This window comes from Salinivibrio sp. IB282, assembly GCF_001995685.1.
Taxonomy (GTDB): domain Bacteria; phylum Pseudomonadota; class Gammaproteobacteria; order Enterobacterales; family Vibrionaceae; genus Salinivibrio; species Salinivibrio kushneri.
Map to the genome: position 1 here is coordinate 1 of NZ_MUET01000057.1, position 19,958 is coordinate 19,958.

15 protein-coding genes are annotated in these 19,958 nt (G+C 50.7%); 9 read left to right on the forward strand and 6 right to left on the reverse strand.

What is annotated here, in order from left to right; translation table 11 throughout:
* Positions 1-79 precede the first annotated feature (79 nt).
* The 4 genes from BZG14_RS11415 to BZG14_RS11430 all read left to right on the forward strand — a co-directional run bounded on the left by BZG14_RS11415 (position 80) and on the right by BZG14_RS11430 (position 4,348).
* Positions 80-421: a TraR/DksA family transcriptional regulator gene (locus tag BZG14_RS11415; protein ID WP_077459254.1), complete on the forward strand. Its 342-nt coding sequence runs from the start codon at positions 80-82 to the stop codon at positions 419-421.
* 70 nt (positions 422-491) lie between these two features.
* A complete protein-coding gene (locus BZG14_RS11420) occupies positions 492-1,697 on the forward strand; it encodes an MFS transporter (RefSeq protein WP_077608775.1) in 1,206 nt (401 codons plus the stop codon).
* Positions 1,698-1,973: 276 nt separating this feature from the next.
* Positions 1,974-3,488: a SulP family inorganic anion transporter gene (locus BZG14_RS11425; RefSeq protein ID WP_077487076.1), complete on the forward strand. Its 1,515-nt coding sequence runs from the start codon at positions 1,974-1,976 to the stop codon at positions 3,486-3,488.
* 11 nt (positions 3,489-3,499) lie between these two features.
* Complete coding sequence (locus tag BZG14_RS11430) at positions 3,500-4,348, forward strand: universal stress protein (protein ID WP_077608776.1); 849 nt, start codon at positions 3,500-3,502, stop codon at positions 4,346-4,348.
* A gap of 142 nt (positions 4,349-4,490) precedes the next feature.
* Here the strand turns inward: BZG14_RS11430 and BZG14_RS11435 are convergent, their stop codons facing one another.
* From BZG14_RS11435 to BZG14_RS11445, 3 genes are all read right to left on the reverse strand, one after another.
* Positions 4,491-5,039, reverse strand: a complete 549-nt coding sequence (locus tag BZG14_RS11435) for a hypothetical protein (RefSeq protein WP_077487078.1) — start codon at positions 5,037-5,039, stop codon at positions 4,491-4,493.
* A gap of 133 nt (positions 5,040-5,172) precedes the next feature.
* A complete protein-coding gene (locus tag BZG14_RS11440; RefSeq protein ID WP_077487079.1) occupies positions 5,173-5,673 on the reverse strand; it encodes a response regulator in 501 nt (166 codons plus the stop codon).
* Entirely contained in the window at positions 5,670-7,625 is a 1,956-nt protein-coding gene (locus tag BZG14_RS11445) for an ATP-binding protein (protein WP_077608777.1), read from the reverse strand. Before BZG14_RS11445 ends, BZG14_RS11440 begins: the two co-directional genes overlap by 4 nt.
* Positions 7,626-7,808: 183 nt before the next feature.
* Between BZG14_RS11445 and BZG14_RS11450 the strand changes: the two genes are divergently transcribed.
* Both BZG14_RS11450 and BZG14_RS11455 read left to right on the forward strand, forming a co-directional pair.
* Positions 7,809-9,104, forward strand: a complete 1,296-nt coding sequence (locus BZG14_RS11450; RefSeq protein ID WP_077608778.1) for a DUF945 family protein — start codon at positions 7,809-7,811, stop codon at positions 9,102-9,104.
* A 65-nt stretch (positions 9,105-9,169) separates the two neighbouring features.
* A complete protein-coding gene (locus tag BZG14_RS11455) occupies positions 9,170-9,910 on the forward strand; it encodes a flagellar brake protein (protein WP_077459248.1) in 741 nt (246 codons plus the stop codon).
* Between the two features lie 88 nt (positions 9,911-9,998).
* Here BZG14_RS11455 and BZG14_RS11460 read toward each other — a convergent pair whose 3' ends face one another.
* Positions 9,999-11,621 (reverse strand): VRR-NUC domain-containing protein, encoded by a 1,623-nt coding sequence (locus BZG14_RS11460; protein ID WP_077608779.1) that lies wholly within the window; start codon positions 11,619-11,621, stop codon positions 9,999-10,001.
* A gap of 47 nt (positions 11,622-11,668) precedes the next feature.
* Here BZG14_RS11460 and BZG14_RS11465 point away from each other — a divergent pair, with 47 nt between their 5' ends.
* From BZG14_RS11465 to BZG14_RS15585, 3 genes are all read left to right on the forward strand, one after another.
* On the forward strand, positions 11,669-13,150 hold the full coding sequence (locus BZG14_RS11465; protein WP_077608780.1) for a bifunctional NUDIX hydrolase/phosphatase PAP2 family protein: 1,482 nt from the start codon (positions 11,669-11,671) through the stop codon (positions 13,148-13,150).
* 105 nt (positions 13,151-13,255) lie between these two features.
* Positions 13,256-16,354, forward strand: coding sequence for a D-2-hydroxyglutarate dehydrogenase YdiJ (gene ydiJ, locus BZG14_RS11470; RefSeq protein ID WP_077608781.1), 3,099 nt, complete (start codon positions 13,256-13,258; stop codon positions 16,352-16,354).
* Positions 16,355-16,417: 63 nt separating this feature from the next.
* Positions 16,418-16,573 (forward strand): hypothetical protein, encoded by a 156-nt coding sequence (locus BZG14_RS15585; RefSeq protein ID WP_155522579.1) that lies wholly within the window; start codon positions 16,418-16,420, stop codon positions 16,571-16,573.
* Positions 16,574-16,741: 168 nt separating this feature from the next.
* Here the strand turns inward: BZG14_RS15585 and BZG14_RS11475 are convergent, their stop codons facing one another.
* Both BZG14_RS11475 and BZG14_RS11480 read right to left on the reverse strand, forming a co-directional pair.
* Positions 16,742-18,895, reverse strand: coding sequence for a YgiQ family radical SAM protein (locus BZG14_RS11475; RefSeq protein WP_077608782.1), 2,154 nt, complete (start codon positions 18,893-18,895; stop codon positions 16,742-16,744).
* A gap of 143 nt (positions 18,896-19,038) precedes the next feature.
* Positions 19,039-19,935: a LysR family transcriptional regulator gene (locus tag BZG14_RS11480; protein ID WP_077608783.1), complete on the reverse strand. Its 897-nt coding sequence runs from the start codon at positions 19,933-19,935 to the stop codon at positions 19,039-19,041.
* Between the last annotated feature and the right edge of the window lie 23 nt (positions 19,936-19,958).

Here is a 19,958-nt window from a genome sequence, read left to right on the forward strand (position 1 = left end):
CATGATTTCCTCTCTATAGAGGAAAATGTCATAGTAAGCCTCTGGTTAAGGCAAATACTGATAGCTAAGGAATTCAGGTATGGATCTTAATAACTTTCATGCTCAGTTATCCGCGCTAGAAGCCGAGCTGTTGGCTGAATTAGAGGTAGGAGAACAAAATGGGGCGGATAGTACGGTTACACTAGACCAACAAAGTGTCGGCCGCTTGTCGCGAATGGATGCGATGCAGGGCCAACAAATGGCGCTTGAACAAAAGAGGCGTCGAAAAGAACGCTTATTACAGGTTAGAGCAGCCATTAAGCGCATTGAAGATGAGGATTATGGGTTTTGTCTTGATTGTGACGAACCGATCAACCCGAAGCGCCTTGAAATTGATCCTTGCGCACAACGTTGTGTGGCCTGTGAGGAGAAACAGGCATGAGTATTAGCGTCTTCGAGAAGAACGACTCGTTGAGCCACCACCAGGTTATATCAGTTATTAATGGGAATATATGTTCGCGCGATCTTATGCGATTTTGATAAAAAACCAATGGCCGTTAATTGCTTTTGGCTTTCTGTCGATCTTTTTTGGCAACATTGGCCAATCGTTTTTCATCAGCTGGYATGGCAGCAGTCTTAAAGAGGCGCTGCTATTAAGTGATGCCACCTACGGCGGGATCTACGCCATTGCCACTATGACCAGTAGTGTGTTGGTGATTAGCTTTGGTGGTGTAGTGGATCGTATACGGGTCGATAAACTCCTGATCTTTTTCGCCATGTTACTGATGATCGCGTGTGCGCTGATGTATTCCGTTGACAGTGTGATAGGGCTGTTGGTGGGGTTCTTTCTATTGCGGTTTTGCGGACAAGGCTTTTTGCCTCACATCGCGCAGGCCACTGTGATTAAGCGTGCCCAGCAAGACAAAGGCAAAGCCATTAGCTTAGTCGGCAGTGGGGTCGCCATTGGTGAGGTGGTTTTACCCTCAATTGTCATTGGCTTAATCGCGTTTTTAGGCTGGCGAGAAAGCTGGTTATTCATTGGATCCACCCTGTTAGTGGTGTTTTTACCACTGGTGCTATTTCTGGTCCGAAAAGCCGATCTTAAACGGACGCGCATCGAAGCAGACCATCAAAACCAAGCCAGTGATGCCAGCCGACGACAAGTGATTCGCGACTGGCGCTTTTGGATGATCATACCCATTGCCTTGGTGACGCCGTTTTTGGTGACCGGCGTATTTATCCAACAGGACTTTATTCTGGCAGCCAAACAGTGGACGCCAGGTGTATTAGCGGGCAGTTTCGTCTTTTACGGGGCCGTGCATTGGTTGAGTTCTGTTATCTCCGGCAGCCTGATTGATAAATACCGGTCGCGAAATGTGCTTATCTTAATCCCCATTCCACTCGTTCTCGGCCTAATGGTGATTGCCAATGTTAATCACACCCTTGCCGCACCGCTTTTCATGTGCCTTTTCGGTTTAGCGATTGGCGCAACCAATCCGGTGATTAATACCTTATGGGCAGAAATGTACGGGGTCTCGCATATTGGTGCCATTCGTTCTCTGGTGACGGGCATGATGATCCTGTCCACCGCCTTGGCACCTTGGGTGTTCGGCATGGTTATCGATATCGGTTGGACGCTTAACCAACTGATTTATGCCCTGATTGGGTTGATTCTCTCCTTTACCGTGTTGCTGGTGCCTGTGTATCCACGCCTATAAACGGCAGCGCTGAACGTGGTGTGCGAAAGCGACCTTTGCCTGATGGCCGAAGTAGGCGAAAAAGAGGGCTGAAGAAAAGAATGAAATAAATCTGTGTCAAAAATATCACAATCATAGATTAACTATATGATTTATAAAAAATAAGTCTTTGTTGGGCTAAAAAAGGGGAGTTGACGCTTGGTCAATAAGTGACTAGGATCACGCGTTTTGATTTTCAGGTGAAATCAGGCCTGAAATGCGCGACACCTTTTTTAACCCAATTTTGTAGAGACGTTCATGATAGATAGAATTCAGCGTGATTGGTTCTCCAATGTACGCGGCGATATGCTTGCGGGTATCGTTGTAGCATTGGCTTTGATCCCAGAAGCGATTGCCTTCTCGATTATTGCCGGTGTGGATCCGAAAGTCGGCCTTTACGCCTCCTTTAGTATCGCCGTGATTATTGCCTTTGTGGGCGGACGCCCGGGCATGATTTCCGCCGCAACCGGTGCGATGGCACTGTTGATGGTGACCTTGGTAAAAGAGCATGGGCTTGAGTACCTATTGGCGGCGACTGTGCTAACCGGGATACTTCAAATTGCGGCCGGTTATTTAAAACTCGGTAACCTGATGCGTTTTGTTTCTCGCTCAGTGGTAACCGGGTTTGTCAACGCGCTCGCGATCCTGATCTTTATGGCGCAGTTGCCAGAGCTTATTGGTCCGGAAATCATCCGCGAGACCGAAATCATGTGGCATGTGTATCCGATGACGGCTGCAGGCTTAGCGATTATTTATCTTTTCCCTTACGTTCCGCGTATTGGCAAAGTCCTTCCTTCTCCGTTGATGTGCATTCTCATTCTGACCGGTATTGCCATGGCGTATAACCTGGACTTGCGTACTGTGGGTGACATGGGTGATTTGCCTGATACCTTGCCGGTTTTCCTATGGCCGGATGTGCCGCTAAACGTTGAAACCTTGGCGATTATCTTCCCATACTCAGCGGCATTGGCTGTGGTGGGCTTGTTGGAGTCAATGATGACTGCCACCATCGTTGACGACCTGACCGACACAGACAGTGAGAAAAACCGTGAGTGTAAAGGTCAAGGTGTTGCCAATATCGCCACTGGTTTCTTGGGCGGTATGGCCGGTTGTGCGATGATTGGTCAGTCGGTCATTAACATTAAATCCGGTGGACGTGGTCGTCTTTCTACCTTGTCCGCCGGTGTGCTACTGCTGATTATGGTGGTGTTCTTAAGCGACTGGCTCAGCCAAATCCCGATGGCCGCACTGGTGGCGGTAATGATCATGGTGTCTATCGGTACCTTCTCTTGGGAGTCGATCGTTAACCTGAAGTCACACCCACTATCAACCAATATCGTCATGGTCTCGACCGTGGTGGTCGTGGTGCTTACCCACAACCTTGCGATCGGCGTGCTAGTTGGGGTGTTACTTGCGGCCTTGTTCTTTGCCAATAAGATTGGTCGCTTTATGGTGGTGAAAAGCGAGCCGGAGGACAACGGCGATGCACGTACCTATCGTGTTGTGGGTCAAGTCTTTTTTGCCTCGTCAGATCAATTTTTGTCGTCGTTTGACTTCAAAGAAGCGTTGGAGCGTGTCACCATCGATCTCTCGGCAGCGCACTTTTGGGATATTACCTCCGTGTCTGTCCTTGATAAGGTGGTTATTAAATTCCGCCGTGAGGGTACCGAGGTGAATATCGTCGGCATGAATGATGCGACTGCGACCATCGTCGACAAGTTCGGCGTGCACGATAAGCCCGAAGAAGTAGAAAAAATGATGGGTGGCCACTAAGGAGACCGACCATGGAACAAATTACCGCGTGCGTAGATGGCCCGCATTATTCAAAGCAAGTCGCAGATTTAAGCGTTTGGGCCGCCAAGCGCTTGTCTGTGCCTTTGACACTTTTGCATGTGCTGGATAAATCCTCACACCAAGCGGAGCCTGAACTATCAGGCAACTTGGGAGTGGGTAGCCGTGAACAACTGCTACAAGAGCTGGTGGAGCTGGATGAGCAGCGTGCCAAGCTGGAAATGAAGCACGGCAAAGCCTTGCTGTCTGAGCTGGAAGAAGACGCTAAAGCCAAAGGGCTGGAAGACGTGCGCAAATTGCAGCGTCATGGCAACTTGGTGGAAACCCTGCTTGATATCGAGCCACAGACGCGAGTGTTAGTCTTGGGTAAATCCGGTGAGTTGCACCAAAGCGATACCAAGGCAATCGGCTCACAGCTTGAAAGCGTGGTGCGCTCGATTAAAGCGCATACCTTGGTGGCTAACGGCGAGTTTTCAACACCTGAAAGCTACTTATTAGCGTTCGATGGCAGCGATATCAGCGAAAAGCTAGTGGAAAAAGCATTGAGCACACCGCTGTTGGCAGGAATGACTTGTCACTTGGTGATGGTAGAAGATTCGCAAGAAAAGCTGGCAGCGTTTAAACGCGCAGCCGAGCGCTTGAAAACAGCGGGCGTCGATGTGGTTGAGGCTCAGCTAACTGGCGACGTTCATCGTRCGATTTTAGATTACCAAGCGTCCAATCAAGTTGGATTGATCGTGATGGGAGCCTACGGTCACTCAAAATTACGTCAGTTCTTTGTGGGGAGCAATACCACTAAATTGCTGGTCGAGTCGACGGTACCCATGTTATTGATCCGTTAATCGCGAGCGGACAACGATAGCAATAAAAAACCCGCAGCGATGCGGGTTTTTTTGATCTGACTGTCACTGTCTGGCGGCAATGCGCTATTGCTTGATGGTAATGCACTATTTCTTGATGGTAATGCACTACCGAGTGGCGTTATCAGTATTTAAAGCGCGTGGTAAACATAAATTGGTCACCGTACCACTCGTTAACCCGGTAGGCTGCCCCCAGTGAGAAGAGTTCAGTGGCATGGAAGCGCCCGTAGGCAGAGCCAAAGGTATCTTCTTCGTCATCAACGGTAAGTAGGCCGATTTCACCGCCTACTTCAACTTGTGGCCCAAGCCACTGGCGTATGCCTAGGTTAATTTCCAAGCCTACATCGCTGTCAAAGTTATCTTTGTTCACGCCACGCGCGAGTAGCTCACCGGTTAAGTCTGCCCAGTTGTTAATGGGCGCATGAAAGCCAATCCCAGCCGCTGTGTCCCAATCGGAATCAAATTCGGTATCCGCTTCGACGCGTACGTGCGCGTTGGGATGGATCGACATGCTAAATCCTGCACCATAGGTGAGTGGGCTAACACCGATGCGTCCTTCCAGATAGTCGTAACTGAAGTTACTCATGGTGGTGAGGTTGGCGTCTTCTTCATTGGCCACGGCGCTGAACGAAGCCAAAGCGACAATCGCGCTGGCTAAAAGAGATTTACGCATTATCAATTCCACTTGTTATTGGTGTTCAAATCATTCTATAAGACGATTGCGCGCAGAAACAAGCACATCCGCCCGTGAGTCAGGCTTTTTTACCGATTTTTGACCTACCGGGTGGTACGAGCTGGCTTGGCGACTACTCTGCGCCCATATCCCATTTGTTGCGGTTGATGGCCTCTACAATCCGAGGCGTGTCCAGTACGCTGGTCCATGGCAATAAATTGGCTTCGTGCGCGATGACATAGCTGGTGAGCTGGTCGGTCACCACACTGACTAAGGTCTCTTTTTGCCAAGGTTTAGCGAGGTAATAGTGCAAACTGGCATGATTAACCGCAGAGACTGTGTCTTCCAACCCTGCTTGGCCGGTCAGTAACACTTTGCGCGTCGATGCGGTTTCTGGCTGATGGGCTAACTCAATCAAAAACTCTACGCCTAGCTCGCCGGGCATAATATGGTCACACAGAATCAGTGCCAGCTTGGTGCCTTCGGTGGCCATGTCCGCAATCACTTCTCGCGCTTCTGCGACTGATTCTGCCGCTTCTATCTCAAAGTGGTCGGTAAACCCTTGCAAGTCATCTACCACGCTATCGAGCACGTCACGCTCATCATCGACACATAGAACTAAATATTGGCTCATTGTTGGGGCTCCTTACTGACAGAGGCGGGAAGTTCAATGGGTAAAGTGACGGTCATTGTGGTACCGATACCTGGCTGGGAGCGAACCTGAATATCCCCGCCTTGCTCATGGATAATGGTTTGACACATGGTCAGGCCAATGCCTAAACCAAAGTGGCCTTCGCGTTTGGTGGTGTAATTTAACGCAAACATTTTTTCTTGCTGCTCAGGCGTCATACCGGTGCCGGTATCACTGATCGATACTTCTATCGTGCCAGAGGCTTGGTCATTGAGTGTTTTTACTGTCACGGTCAAGGTGCCTGGTGTTTGCATCGCATCTAAGGCATTGGCAATGAGGTTTGTCCACACCTGCGCCAAGGCAGAAGGCTGAGCGATAATATCGGGCACCCAGTCATAGCGCTTTTCCAATTGGTGAGGCTTGAGTCGATGCTCAAATAAGGTGAGGGTATCGTCAATGTTCTCAATAATACGGGTGCGTTGGCGCTGTTCACTGTCTTGACGGGCGTAGGTGCGTAAGCTTTTGACGAGATCGGCAATACGCGCCGCGCACACATGATTAGAGCGTAATAACCGCCCACAGCGGGCGTATTGCTTCCAGGTAGTGAGTTCGCGACTAAAGTCCTTACCCAGATGTTGTTGCCAGGCTTGGATATCTTCAGGTTGATATAGTCCGATGTTGACTAAATCGCGCGCGATACGTTTATCCCCGGTGACGTCGCTTAAGGTACGGGTATAGGTTCGCGCCGTCGCCGTTGATAAAGGGGTACTCTCGCGGTTTGTTTGTAAAAGCGACAGGGCTTGCTCGCGGCTGGCTGAGGCCAACGGCGTTTTTGCCACTTCCTCTAGAGCGTCTGCGAGTGCATCACTGTTGCGTAAAATCGCTGACACTGGGTTATTGAGTTCGTGAGCGACGCCCGCCACGAGTTGCCCCAGTAGTGCCATCTTTTCTTTTTCTAATAACTGGCGGTTGGCCTCGTCCAGTGAGGCGAGCGTTTGCTGCAGCTGGATTTCGGTATCGATACTGCGCTTTAAGCGTTGGTTAAAGTGCAGCAACAGGTATTGAATAAACAAGGGCAGCAGCTCAGAGCGGCTGGTCATTATTTTACTAAATAATACATGATCGATTTTGATCACCTGCGTCCGAGTGAGAGTGCGCCCCGTAGAGAAAGAAACGTCTCCGGTCACAAACGACATACTGCCAATCAAGCTGCCGGAAGACAGGGTGGAAACATGGTGCTCTTGCCCTTCGTCATCTGTTTTATACAGCCCAACGTCACCATCGGTGATAAACCACAAAAATGCATTATCTTGATTTTCTTWGGTCAACACATGGTTGGCACTGTAGGTGCGGCACGCACGGCTTTCATCGTTGCCTTCAAAAAACGCATATAAACCGGCGATCACGCGATCAGCAATGGCCGCTTTGTCGGTCTCGCCTGGCGCTAACAATTGCGCTTGAAACTGGCTTATCTCGCGCTCAACTTGGGCATCTAACAAGGTGCGGTGATCTAACACTTCAGCGTAGCGCAGTAAATCATGTTGGCAATAGCGCAACACGTAGGTAGTCAGTTCTTTTTCGGCGACACGCTGCATCTCCTCGGCTCGCCAAGGCTTGTGCATACAATAATTGAGTCGGCCCTCATTCACCGCCTGCAAAATAATATCGTATTGCGGTGCTTCACTGAGCAAAACAGTTCGTGCGCCTTGGCTCGCCGCGTGATTGTCGACATTGACCAATAAATCGATGCCTTGGTGATCGCCAGCAAGGTTATGGCAGATCAGTAATGCTACCTGTTGCTCGTTAGCCTCAAAGTCGTCGAGCATGGTATAGGCGTCGTCTGGGGTCTCTGCACTGCAAAGATCAAACACATCACGAAACGGCGCGAGGTCGTGAGACAACTGCTCTACCACGAGAGGGTCTTGGTCAATGCACAATATAACGAAAGGATTCATAGACTCTGCTGATTTACCACGACGATGCGTTTATTGTATGCATTTATCCATCACAATGATGCGAAATGGTCGACATTCATGACGATACCCTCGGTATATTATGCTGCGCTATGACAGGGCGTTATCTTCAGCGCCTAATTTTAGTTACACTATGGCTTTTCGCATGCTTGAGGCAAAGAAAACATGTTTTTAGGAAAGTATGGTGCCATCGCTGGTGGCCTAGCGATTGTGGCGTGTTGGCCGTTTGCGACTGGCCAGATTGCACACTCGATGTATGAGCGAGAAGTCGACCAGCGTTCAACCCCAGAATTTACCCTCGAGCAGCAGACGTATGAGCGCGGGTATTTAACCTCGCAGGCGGTCACGCGTGTCGTATTTCAGGGTGAAACCAAAGCGATGCTTGCGCAGTCGGGCTTACCCGTTAGCTACGAAATCGCCTCAGAGATCTCGCACGGTGTATTTGGTGTGTCGTCAAGCAACACGTTAGTGATGACGCCTGAGCTACAAGCGATCACACAAAAAGCGTGGCCCGGTAACCCAACCCCAATTCGTTTAGAGCTAGATACCTTGATGACAGGGGCATCCGATTATCACCTTACCGTCGCGCCTTTCTCGTTATCAGAGGCGAGCAGCAATCTGACCGCGAGTGAGCTAAGTCTACAAGGTGAGATTGACCGCAAAGGGCATGTTAAAGCCAACTTTTCTTTACCCGCACTGGCCTTCAATGACGATAGTGGGCAGCAACTCAAAGTGGATAGCGTGTCGGGGTCAGGAAGTGGCTATTTGCAAGATGGTCTGTGGATTGGTGAACAATCTTTATCGCTCGAGCAAGCGCACTTCAGTGATGTCAGTGGTCAATCCTTAACGCTGGATAACGTAGAGCTTGAGATAGGGAATCAGTTGGTTGCGTCTGAGTCAGCGTCAACCCGTCATCTAAACAATACCAACCAATTGACAGTAGGGACGATGGCGTTACCGAACAACACGCAGTGGCGGAACTTGGTGGTGGCACTCGATGCCAATCATCTTGATTACAGTGCCATGTCCCAAATCGCGTTATTCTCGTCGCAGTGGCAAGAAGGTGGCGCGCCAGTGAGTATGGAGGCCTTTGACCAAGCTTTGGTGCAATTGTTGCAGTCGGGGTTATCGATCGACTTGTCGCCTGCCAACTTAACCGTGCCAGAAGGGGATATCAGTGTCGACATGCACGTCGATGTGCAAGAGAGTGAGTCAACCGGCGTGTTCAATTTGCAGCAACTGGTGAATCAGGTAAGTGGTGATCTGGATATCTCGGTACCCAACGGGGTGCTGACACAGTCACCATGGCAAGCAAAAATACAAGATCTGACCAAAGCCGGCTTTGTCACACAAACCGATAAAAATACCGTGCTGTCTGCCAAAATTGAGGGAAACCAAATCATCACCTCTGATGGCTCTGCCGTACCGTTGGTACAGTTTGTCATGTTTATGTTGATGTAAACGCGCCTTGGGCACTGAGTTAAGACGCCAGTGCCCGTAGTTATCCATAACAATAAAAGCGAACGATGATGCAGTCTTTGCCTGAACTTAAGGCCAAAAAATACAAAACGGTGAGAGAAGAGACCGTCATGGGGTTACGTGCTGTGGCATTTATGAAGCATGGCACCACGACGCAAGTGCAAATCAAGACACCAGTGGGACAAACGTACCGGTGTGAATGTACCTTTATCGGTTTTGATGGTGAAAAGCGCTTGTTCTTTTCGTTACCGACGGAAAACCTTAATCAAGTTAATCAATTTTTTATTGAGGGATATCGCCTGGCAGTCGATGCTGTCTCTGACGAGGGTGAGGGGGCCAAAGTGCGGTTTGCGTCTAAGATCTCAACCGTGCTCAAAACGCCAATCAATTTGGTCATGGTCGAGTTACCGCAACAAGCCAAGCTGATCCAACAGCGCAAAGACAATCGTTATGAATTAAACGTCAAAGGGGAAATCCCGCTCGATCATCGTCGTTTGCCCGTCAACCTTACCGATATTTCTGCAGGCGGCTGTGGGTTTAGTTTTGATGCTATTGCGCCCGTGTTTGAAAAACACCACCAAATGGCGATTCAAATCCAAGCACCAGACAGTGACGAGTGTTTTATCTTAAGTGGGCAAATAGAGAACCGGCAACAAAAATGGGGCATGCAGCGCTATGGCGTGTCGTTTGACCGCAGCGGTCTCAAACACTGCGAGGCGTTGATCAAACGGCTGGTTTACGATGGCTCTCATTACATTTTTAACCCCAATGCTGAAGCGAGTGAATGACAAGCTCACTTTAGGGGCTTGAGGCATGTCGCGTCAGAGGATGAGAGCCAGTGATAGGCCTATCCCATGTAGGATGCCCCTAGGTGCATCACTCATCCGGCGTGATATACGCCACCTTCGCTGGGATCGCATGCTGTTGAAAAAACTGTAACCAGCGTGTTTGGTGGGGCTGCAGTGTATCGCCTGGCCCCTTCACCTCCACCCATTGGTATGACGTGCCTCGGCACATGAACAAGTCTGGATGGCCGCGGCGGTTATGGCGGCGGTCGAACAAGATGCGTTGAAAACAGGCGCGAAGCTGTGCTTGGTTTAGGTTGGTCAACGCAGCCTCAAGCAGTGGCCACTCTATGGCCGACCAATTGACCCACTCGTTAGTGGTGCCGTGCTTTTGCTGATAGTGTTGCGCCACCCATTCACGTGCTTGGTCAATCTCAGCGAGGCGCTGATCGATTTGTGTCTGTCGTTTAGCGACAAAGTCGTCGCTATATAGATCTCGCGGCCCACGTTGAAACGGGTTAAGAAAGGCACCGCGGACAGGCAAAAATAAGATATCCCAAAAAAACAGTCCAAATAGTGCGTTAAGCAAGCTGTTTTCGCTAAACCATACCTGCCAGCCTTGCTGACGATAATAATCGGCCACCTCCTTTTCTACGCGCTGATTCAGCGGTAAAGCTAACGTCTCGGTGGGTAATGAAGCCGGTTTAGCATGCGTTGAGGGAACTAAGCTGCCGAGTGCACGAACCGGTTTTTGTTTCGCTAAGCGATAAGCGACGTCAAGCTCTTCCTGATCGTGTGGGGCTTGGAGCATGGTGGCGATGATGGTTGCGGCCGCTTTAATGTTACCTTGCTTTATCAAGATACGTGCGCGTCGTTCTTGGCTGGGTGGCTGAGTGGTGGTTTGATACAGCGACAAGGCGCTCGATAAATCATGCTGACGCTCAAATTCGCGGGCAATACGATTCACCAAGCGCTGCCGCTTGCGCTCGAGCGGTGCCCAGTCAAAAGGGGCCGGCAACCAGGGGGCTAACGCCAAGACATCTTTAGGTTGCTTGTTTTTGCGTGCTTGCCATGCGGTTTCGTTTAACCCGGATAAGTGAAGCCAATCATCAATCTGAGTTCGGTCGTTAAATAAGCGATCGGCTTGCCGAATGGGATAGGGCTCAAAGTGTTGGATACCCAGCTCCGCCACCACGAACTGGCTCAAATCCTGGCGCGAATTGCCAAAATACAGCAGGTTTAATACCGGTAAGATGTCTGGCTGGTGACAAACCACCAACGTATAAGGGCTGTCGAGTGTGTTGCCATAGGTCGCTTCTATCGCCTGCCGCCACTGGCTTTTAGACGCACTCTTAGGGAGTTCTGTATCTGGAAAGGCTTCAATCAGTTGTGCTTTAGTGAGTAATTTAAATAACACCTCTGACGGGGCTGTATAGGTAAAACGAATAAACTGATGCTCAGCCAAGGTGTCGAGTAACGGCGGTGTTTCACCGAGCTCATGGTAATGTAGCGAATCGGCTAAAAACCAGTCGTGACGGCGCATCAGTAAACGCACCAGCAGGCACTGTGCTTTGAAGCTAAGCTGTTGAAAGGTCGTTAGCCAATGGCGCTCGTTGCTTGTGAGCAGATCCCAGTCACGTTCGCAGACTAAATCCATCAAGTTTTGAAAGTTATGATGGTAATAATAGGGGCTAAGAGGATCGGGCTGTGTCATTCTTTTCCTTTTCTTTCATCAGGACACGTGCATTCAGGAGCCGCCGCATGAAACGGATTATCGCTGTACTATTGTCAGTCTTTAGCGGGTTAGTGTCGAGCGATGCCTTGGCTAACAATGAAACGACGTTCTCTAACGAGCAAGGGATCGCTGGGGTCGCTTGCATTATCTCGGATCCTGCGGGACGGCTCTTGCTAGTCAAAGACACAGTAACTGGACGGTATGGTTTGCCTGGGGGCCGGGTTAACTTGGCCGAATCACCGAGCAGAGCGCTCGCCCGTGAAGTGTTCGAAGAAACAGCGATTCGGGTAACGGTCGGTGATGTGTATCATCAGGATGCGCGCGGCGTCTTGTTTGCCTGCCAAAGCCAGGCGCCGTTGCCTGTTGTCTCCACCGCTGAGGGGGTGGGGCTTTTGCCGGCGTGGCGCGCCCCCCATTTTGCCTCTGAAATTGAGCAAGCACGGCTGGTACCGCGCGCCCATGGGCAAGACTATCGCTATCGGTTTAATGATCGTCGCGATCACTTGTGGTCGCTAGCGGCGAAAACCCCGAGCAGTGATGTCAGTGCCTTGGCCGACTTTAGTGCCTTGGCACCTGTGTTTTATGTCAGTCAATATGGATTGGTCTCAGGCGTACAAAACACCGTACAAAAACTGGGTGACGCCGGGAATGCAACCGTCACCGCCGTATYCAAACTGGTCAATACGTTAGGAGAGATCGCCTTTTATATTGCCCTAGTGCCGTTGTTTCTTGTTTTTCGCGGCCATAAATCGGCACTGTCGCTGCTTTTTTTGCTAATCAGCGCAGCGGCTGTGTCTACCACCCTAAAAAGTGGCTTTGCCATGCCACGGCCGTTTTATTTATGGCCTGATTTGCAAATAGGCCAAGCAAGCGGCTTTACGGTGCCGAGTGGCCACACTTTACTCGCGGCCGCTGTGATGACTGCTTGGTATCTAAAACGCCGAGTCACACACCCGCCTGCTTTTGGTGCGCTGGCGATGACACTGGTGGTGATAGTGCTTATGGGACTGAACCGCATGTATCTCGGGGTGCATTTTGCCAGTGATGTGGTGATCGGGGCCCTGGTCGGGAGCAGTGTTGCCTGGGCGACTGTCAAGCTGGATGCGGTAACGGTGGGGAATGAACGACCCGTGCTGACCACCGGCAGAATCTGGTTCTTAGCGTGTCTCATCATGGCGTTGCTGGCACTGGCATTAAAGATCCCCAATATGGTTTATCTGTCAGCGTTGGCGGCGGGTGTTTATACCGGTCAGGTTTGGCATAAGCTCTTTCCTAGTCATAAACCGGCCAGCCGGCTCAATGGCAAACTGTTAACGCTGGCGTGGATCTTTTTCGGTATCGCCGCCATTGTTGGCGCAGCTTGGGGAGTGGCACAGCTGACAGGGTTAAGCTGGATTGTGCTTATTGTCGTGTCAATGGCGGCATGGAGTTTGGGCCCTTGGGTACTGATTGCCAGCCCAGAGCTTGCTAAATGGTCGGGTAAGCGGTTGGGTTGGCGCGAGTGGTGACAAGGATTTGCTAGGTGATCGCTTTGGCTGTGCCAAGAGTTAAGGTAAAGTGACAGCACAACAAAAATTGCACCAGGCATGGTGAGATAGCGCACAGGAACAGCAATGATACCGGCAATCCATCCAGAGGCGGGCCTGTCGTCCGCCGTCGTTGATTTAATCACTGCTTTACAAACAGCAGGTTTTCAAGGCGATATTGAATCGACCTATGCGAGCCGCCTTGCGGTGGCCACTGATAACAGTGTTTATCAAGCCTTACCGCAAGCCGTCCTCTTCCCCGCCTCGGTTGATGATCTTCAGCTTATTGGTCAGACCGTCCAAGCCCCAGCATTTAGTGAGATTAAGTTTTCTCCTCGTGGGGGCGGTACCGGCACCAACGGTCAGTCGTTGACCAAGCATGTGGTGGTGGACGTGTCTCGTCATATGAACCAGGTGCTGGAAGTGAACCCTGAGCAAGGCTGGGTGCGCGTTCAAGCAGGCGTTATTAAAGATCAGCTCAATGATGTATTGCGCCCGTATGGATACTTTTTCTCACCTGACTTATCAACCAGTAATCGCGCCACCATTGGCGGGATGATCAACACCGATGCCTCGGGCCAAGGCTCGCTACGTTACGGCAAGACCTCCGATCATGTGCTGGGTTTAAAAGCGGTGCTCGTGGATGGTAGCGTTCTCGATACACAGCCTCTCAATGCGGATCAGCTTCAGCAAGCGATGTCGCGCGATGATCTTAGTGGCCGGGCGCTRCAAACGGTGTCCTCAGTCTGTCGTGAGCATCGTGATCTGATTACCGACACCTTCCCGCCGTTGAATCGCTTTTTAACCGGCTATGACCTTAAACATGTTTATGATGACACACTCACTGCCTTCGACATTGGCCGTGTGCTATGTGGCGCTGAAGGCTCTTTAGCGTTTATTGCCGAAGCTAGGCTCAACATCACGCCGATCCCGACCGTGCGTACCTTGGTAAATATTAAATACGACAGTTTTGATTCGGCACTGCGTAATGCGCCGACGATGGTTGAGGCGAACGCGCTATCGGTTGAAACCATTGATGCCAAGGTGCTTGATCTCGCAAGAAACGACATTGTTTGGCATACGGTGAGTGATTTGCTGCAAGACGTGCCCGGCAAAACCATGCACGGCATTAATATGGTGGAGTTTGCCGGGAACGATGCTGGTGAGATCGAACAACAGATTTCGGCATTGTGCCAGCAATTGGATAGCCTGATAGCACAAAAGCAACAAGGTGTGATTGGTTATCAGATTTGTCGGGATCTCGCATCAATCAACAAAATCTATGCGATGCGTAAAAAAGCGGTCGGGTTGCTTGGCGCCACGAAAGGCAAAGCCAAACCTGTCGCGTTTGCCGAAGATACCTGTGTGCCGCCCGAAAACCTGGCTGATTTTATCAGTGAGTTCCGCGCATTGCTCGACAGCCATCATTTGCACTATGGCATGTTCGGTCATGTCGATGCGGGGGTACTGCATGTGCGTCCAGCTCTGGATTTGTGTGATCCTGACCAAGAACGGGTGATGAAAACCCTCTCTGACCAAGTGGTCGCCTTGGTCGCCAAGTATGGTGGCTTGATGTGGGGTGAGCATGGCAAAGGGTATCGTTCGGAATACGGCCCCGAGTTTTTTGGTGAGACCTTATTTGCCCAGCTTCGTCATATCAAAGCGGCATTTGATCCGCAAAATCGGATGAATCCAGGAAAAATCTGCACACCGATTAACAGCCAGGATTCACTGGTGAAGGTTGGTGATACTAAGCGTGGCTTTTATGACCGTCAAATTCCGGTAGAAGTGCGTGATAGCTTTAAAGGGGCGATGGAATGCAATGGCAACGGGCTGTGCTTTAACTATGACACCGCCTCACCCATGTGTCCCTCAATGAAAGTCAGTTATGACCGCCGTCATTCGCCAAAAGGCCGCGCTGGAATTGTGCGAGAATGGTTGCGTTTACTGTCTGAGCAGGGTGTCGACCCGTTGGCGGTTGAACAGGCATTGATGACCCAGTCACCCTCAGTCCGTGAGGTGATGGCCAAATTCGGGCGCTATTTTACTCGCCGTAAAGAAGCAGATGATTTTAGCCATGAGGTCATGGAAGCCATGAGCGGTTGCTTGGCGTGTAAAGCTTGTGCCAGTCAGTGCCCGATCAAAGTGGATGTGCCGAGTTTTCGCTCGCGCTTTATGCAGCTCTATTACAGCCGCTATCCGCGCCCGATGAAAGACCACTTAGTGGCGAACATTGAAACCTTGCTACCACTGATGGCCAAAGCCCCAAAATTGGTGAATGCGGCGACTCAGCCTCAATGGGCCCAAGGGCTCACTGCGAAGTTGATTGGCTACACAGACACACCGGCGTTGTCGGTACCGACGCTGGCTCAGTCACTGGCGGGCGATCATGCGCTGAAGTTTGATTTATCCTGGTTACAGGCGTTATCTGCGCAAGAGCGTGAAAACTATGTATTGATCGTACAAGACCCATTTACCAGCTTTTATGAAGCGCCTCTGATTCACGATTTGATCAAACTAGCGCGGCAGTTGGGTAAGGTGCCCATGTTGGTGCCGTTCAAACCTAATGGGAAAGCGCAGCATGTAAAAGGGTTTCTTCGCCGCTTCGTCCAGACGGCGCGTAACACCGCTGGCTTTTTGAATCAGCTGGCGGCGTTAAATATTCCCATGGTGGGCGTCGATCCAGCGCTGGTGCTTTGTTATCGCGATGAGTATCAAGAAGCGTTAGGTAAGCACCGGGGTAACTTTAATGTGATGCTGAGTCATGAGTGGCTGACCAGTGTTGTGCCTACCATGCCGATTGTGACGAGCAGTGATGCCGACCCCTGGTATCTGTTTGGCCACTGCACCGAGAAAACACAGTTACCTCATGCTGAGCAACAATGGGTGGCCTTATTTGCCCATTTTGGGGCAGAGCTTAAACCGATTTCTGTCGGTTGCTGTGGTATGGCGGGCACTTATGGCCATGAAGCAGACAAACGCGAGACGTCAGCCGCGATCTATGATTTAAGTTGGTCGCCACAGTTGGCAAACCTACCTAGCGAGAGAGTGCTCGCAACCGGTTACTCGTGCCGCAGCCAGGTAAAGCGGTTCAGTGAGACGCAGTTGCAACACCCTTTGCAAATCTTGTTGCGGCTAGCATGTACGCGAATTGATCGTGCGCGTGTCGATAACGTATCACTATAAAGCTTGCATCTGGGTGGCTTTGTCATACAGTAAAATAAAGAGCTGAAAGCTAAGGTAAAACAAATGCTTAAAACGGTTGTTATCATCTTGCTGGTTTTACTCGGGATTACGGCGGCCCAGTACTTGGACGAGGGGACGCAAAAGAAAATTGCGTGGGTGGTCGGCGCCATCGCTGGTGTGCTGGCGTTGGTTGTGATTGGTGTAGAGCTTTTTCGTTAGTGTTGGCGAGTTGACTCACGCGTCATTAGCCGGATAGCGTGACACCGACGATACTAAAAACACGCGACGTTCGGAATGAAACGCCGGTAGTGAAACGCTCGTAGTGAAACGCCCGTAATGAGGTGTATCACGACGGGCGTTTTTATTTCATCCTTTTAAAGACGGTGCTTATGCGCGTTTTCCACGCTGCTTATTACCTGGCCCTTTGTGATTTGGCCGACGTATATCGGGTTGCTTGGGATGTTTAGTGGCAAAACGTTGGGTGCCATGGCGGCCTGAGCGACGCTGCCGGCCTGTTTTTTCGGRGGCATCTTCTCTCGGGATCAGGCATTTTGGTCCGTTACCAATCAAATGCTGTTTACCCATACGTACTAAAGCTTCTCTGATCAGTGGCCAGTTGGCGGGATCGTGGTAACGCAGTAGCGCCTTGTGTAAGCGTCGCTGGCGCTCGCCTTTTGCCACTGTCAGTGCTTCGCGTTTTTTGTAACGCACCCGCTTCAGTGGATTGGTTTCCGAGTGATACATGGCGGTGGCATTACACATAGGTGATGGGTAAAAGTTTTGCACTTGGTCGCACTCAAACTCATTCTCTTTTAGCCAGCAGGCCAAATGCACCATATCTTCATCCGTACACCCTGGGTGCGCGGCAATGAAGTAGGGGATCAAATACTGCTTTTTGCCCGCTTCTTTACTGTATTTTTCGAACAGTGCTTTGAAGCGATCATACGCGCCCATGCCGGGCTTCATCATCAAGTCCAGCGTGTTCTTTTCGGTATGCTCAGGGGCGATTTTCAAATAACCACCGACATGGTGAGTCACCAATTCTTTGACATATTCTGGCGACTCAATCGCCAGGTCATACCGCACTCCCGAGGCAATCAAGACTTTTTTGATGCCCTCCACCTGACGTGCTTTGCGATAGAGATCAATGGTATGACGGTGATCAGTATTGAGCTTGTCGCAAATCTTTGGAAATACACACGAGGGGCGACGACAGTTACGCTCCGCCTTAGGATCGGCGCAGCCGAGTCGATACATGTTAGCGGTTGGGCCACCCAAGTCTGAAATGGTGCCAGTAAAACCAGGCACTTTATCGCGGATATCATTGAGCTCTTCAATGATCGACGCTTGTGAGCGGTTTTGAATGATCCGTCCTTCGTGCTCGGTAATCGAACAAAATGAACAGCCGCCAAAACAGCCACGCATAATGTTCACCGAGGTTTTAATCATATCGTAGGCGGGGATCTTAGCGTTGCCGTACTTTGGGTGAGGTACACGTGCATAGGGCAGCCCAAACACATAGTCCATTTCTTCGGTGGTGAGGGGCACCGGTGGTGGATTAATCCAAAGCAGTTGATCGCCATGTTGCTGCACCAAGGCGCGGGCAGAATAGGGGTTAGCTTCTAAGTGCATCACTCGGCTAGCATGCGCGTACAAAATACGATCGTTTTTGAGTTTTTCAAACGAGGGCAGGCGAACAAAGGTGTTTTTAGCATCGTGTCGAGACGGACGGATAGTAATGGGTTTCGCCGCGTCTGGCTCTGCTTTTTTGCTGGTCTCGCACTGGGTTTCTGTTGCGTAGGGGTTAGGCATAGTCATGCTCTTTCCCGGTTTATCAATGCGGGTGGAATCGACTTCTGCCATACCTTCGGGCGGTGTTTTCATCATCACGGCGGTGCCAGCGATGCGAGTCATAGCGGCTAAGGTGTCACCGCGAGATAAACGATGCGCCACTTCTATTAAGGCGCGCTCGGCGTTGCCAAATAGCAATATGTCAGCTTTGGCATCACATAAGACTGAGCGACGGACTTTGTCTGACCAATAGTCGTAGTGTGCTAAACGGCGCAAGCTGGCTTCTATGCCGCCTAGCACAATCGGCGTCTGCTTATAGGCCTCTCGGCAGCGCTGAGAATAGACTAAAACCGCGCGATCAGGGCGTTTCCCGCCCTCGTTATTAGGCGTGTAGGCATCATCATGGCGCAGCTTTCGGTCTGCGGTGTAACGGTTGATCATCGAGTCCATGTTGCCGGCGGTTACACCAAAGAACAGGTTTGGTTCGCCTAATGCCATAAAATCATCTTTATTGTGCCAGTTAGGCTGCGAGATGATGCCAACACGAAACCCTTGTGCTTCCAATGTGCGGCCAATCACCGCCATGCCAAAGCTAGGATGATCGACATAGGCATCACCGGTCACGATGATGATATCGCAGCTATCCCAACCTAGGATATCCATCTCTTCACGGCTGGTGGGCAAAAAAGGCGCAGGGCCAAAGCAAGCCGCCCAGTAAGGGGTGTAATCGTATATAGCAGTCGGTGTCACGTTATGGTCTCTTGGTCAGCCCATTGCAATGAGGATGTACGCTCCATCGATACGCGCATCGTGCGCCAGGGCGGGCGATAAATTAGCCAGCGATTTTAGCGACAATCCTGCACCGAGTATAGGGATAAATCTGGGGAGATGACTCAGGATGTCATAGAAGACTGGGCGGATGGGTTGTGTTGTTGCACATAATCAATAAAGGCACGATCGGCGAGGGATAAGTAACCCTCTTTACGCCAAGCAATGGAAATATCGAGCTTGATCGGCTGTGTGAACGGTATCCCGACAATCCCGCTTTCGTGTTCAGTGACCATATCGAGCAGTGCGCTGATCGCAAATCCATGACGGACGATATTCAAAATCATCGCCAGCAAATTGGTTTCTAATGACAGTTTGGGGGTCATCGCATGGGTATCGCAGACTTGATCGAGATAATCACGGTGGAAGTACCCAGGACGGAACATAATTAGCTCATGGGCGAAAAAGGTGTGATAGTCGAGGGTAGAATGCGTGGCGAGCGGGTGATCGGTCGCGACAACGGCAACCATCTGCGAGGAGATCAAATGCGTGGTGTCCAACGAATCGGGCACCTCTCTATCATTGATCACGGCGAGATCCAGCTCACCGTCGAGCAGCATTTGCCGCAGAGAGTGAGTGCCAGCCTCTACCACCGTGAGCTTTAGCGTGGGATAACGACGGCGAAATCCCATCAGCAACTCAGGAAAAAAATACGATCCCAGCATACCCGGCACACCGATACGCACCTCGCCTTTTTGCWATCCTTTCAGCTCATCCATGGCTGTGGCCGCATCTTGCATTTGTTGTACGACGCGATAGGCGTGCTGGAGTAATACTTGCCCTTCTTGCGTCAGTTGAATGTGCTTTTCATTGCGAATAAAAATCGGCATACCCAGTTGATTTTCAAGCTTTTTGATCGCAATGCTGAGCGCAGGTTGCGCGATATGCAGACGCTGGGCGGCGAGAGTAAAGCTTTTAGTCTCAGCGATAGCAATCACGTGGCGGAGCTGTTTGATGTCCATAATCATAAATAAAATATATATAG

Bases quoted from the DNA above. Each gene is read 5' to 3' on its own strand.
- BZG14_RS11440 (WP_077487079.1), bottom strand. From the start codon at position 5,673: ATGAGCCAATATTTAGTTCTATGTGTCGATGATGAGCGTGACGTGCTC.
- BZG14_RS11455 (WP_077459248.1), top strand. From the start codon at position 9,170: ATGATGCAGTCTTTGCCTGAACTTAAGGCCAAAAAATACAAAACGGTG.
- BZG14_RS11415 (WP_077459254.1), top strand. From the start codon at position 80: ATGGATCTTAATAACTTTCATGCTCAGTTATCCGCGCTAGAAGCCGAG.
- BZG14_RS11435 (WP_077487078.1), bottom strand. From the start codon at position 5,039: ATGCGTAAATCTCTTTTAGCCAGCGCGATTGTCGCTTTGGCTTCGTTC.
- BZG14_RS11425 (WP_077487076.1), top strand. From the start codon at position 1,974: ATGATAGATAGAATTCAGCGTGATTGGTTCTCCAATGTACGCGGCGAT.
- BZG14_RS11460 (WP_077608779.1), bottom strand. From the start codon at position 11,621: ATGACACAGCCCGATCCTCTTAGCCCCTATTATTACCATCATAACTTT.
- BZG14_RS11450 (WP_077608778.1), top strand. From the start codon at position 7,809: ATGTTTTTAGGAAAGTATGGTGCCATCGCTGGTGGCCTAGCGATTGTG.
- BZG14_RS15585 (WP_155522579.1), top strand. From the start codon at position 16,418: ATGCTTAAAACGGTTGTTATCATCTTGCTGGTTTTACTCGGGATTACG.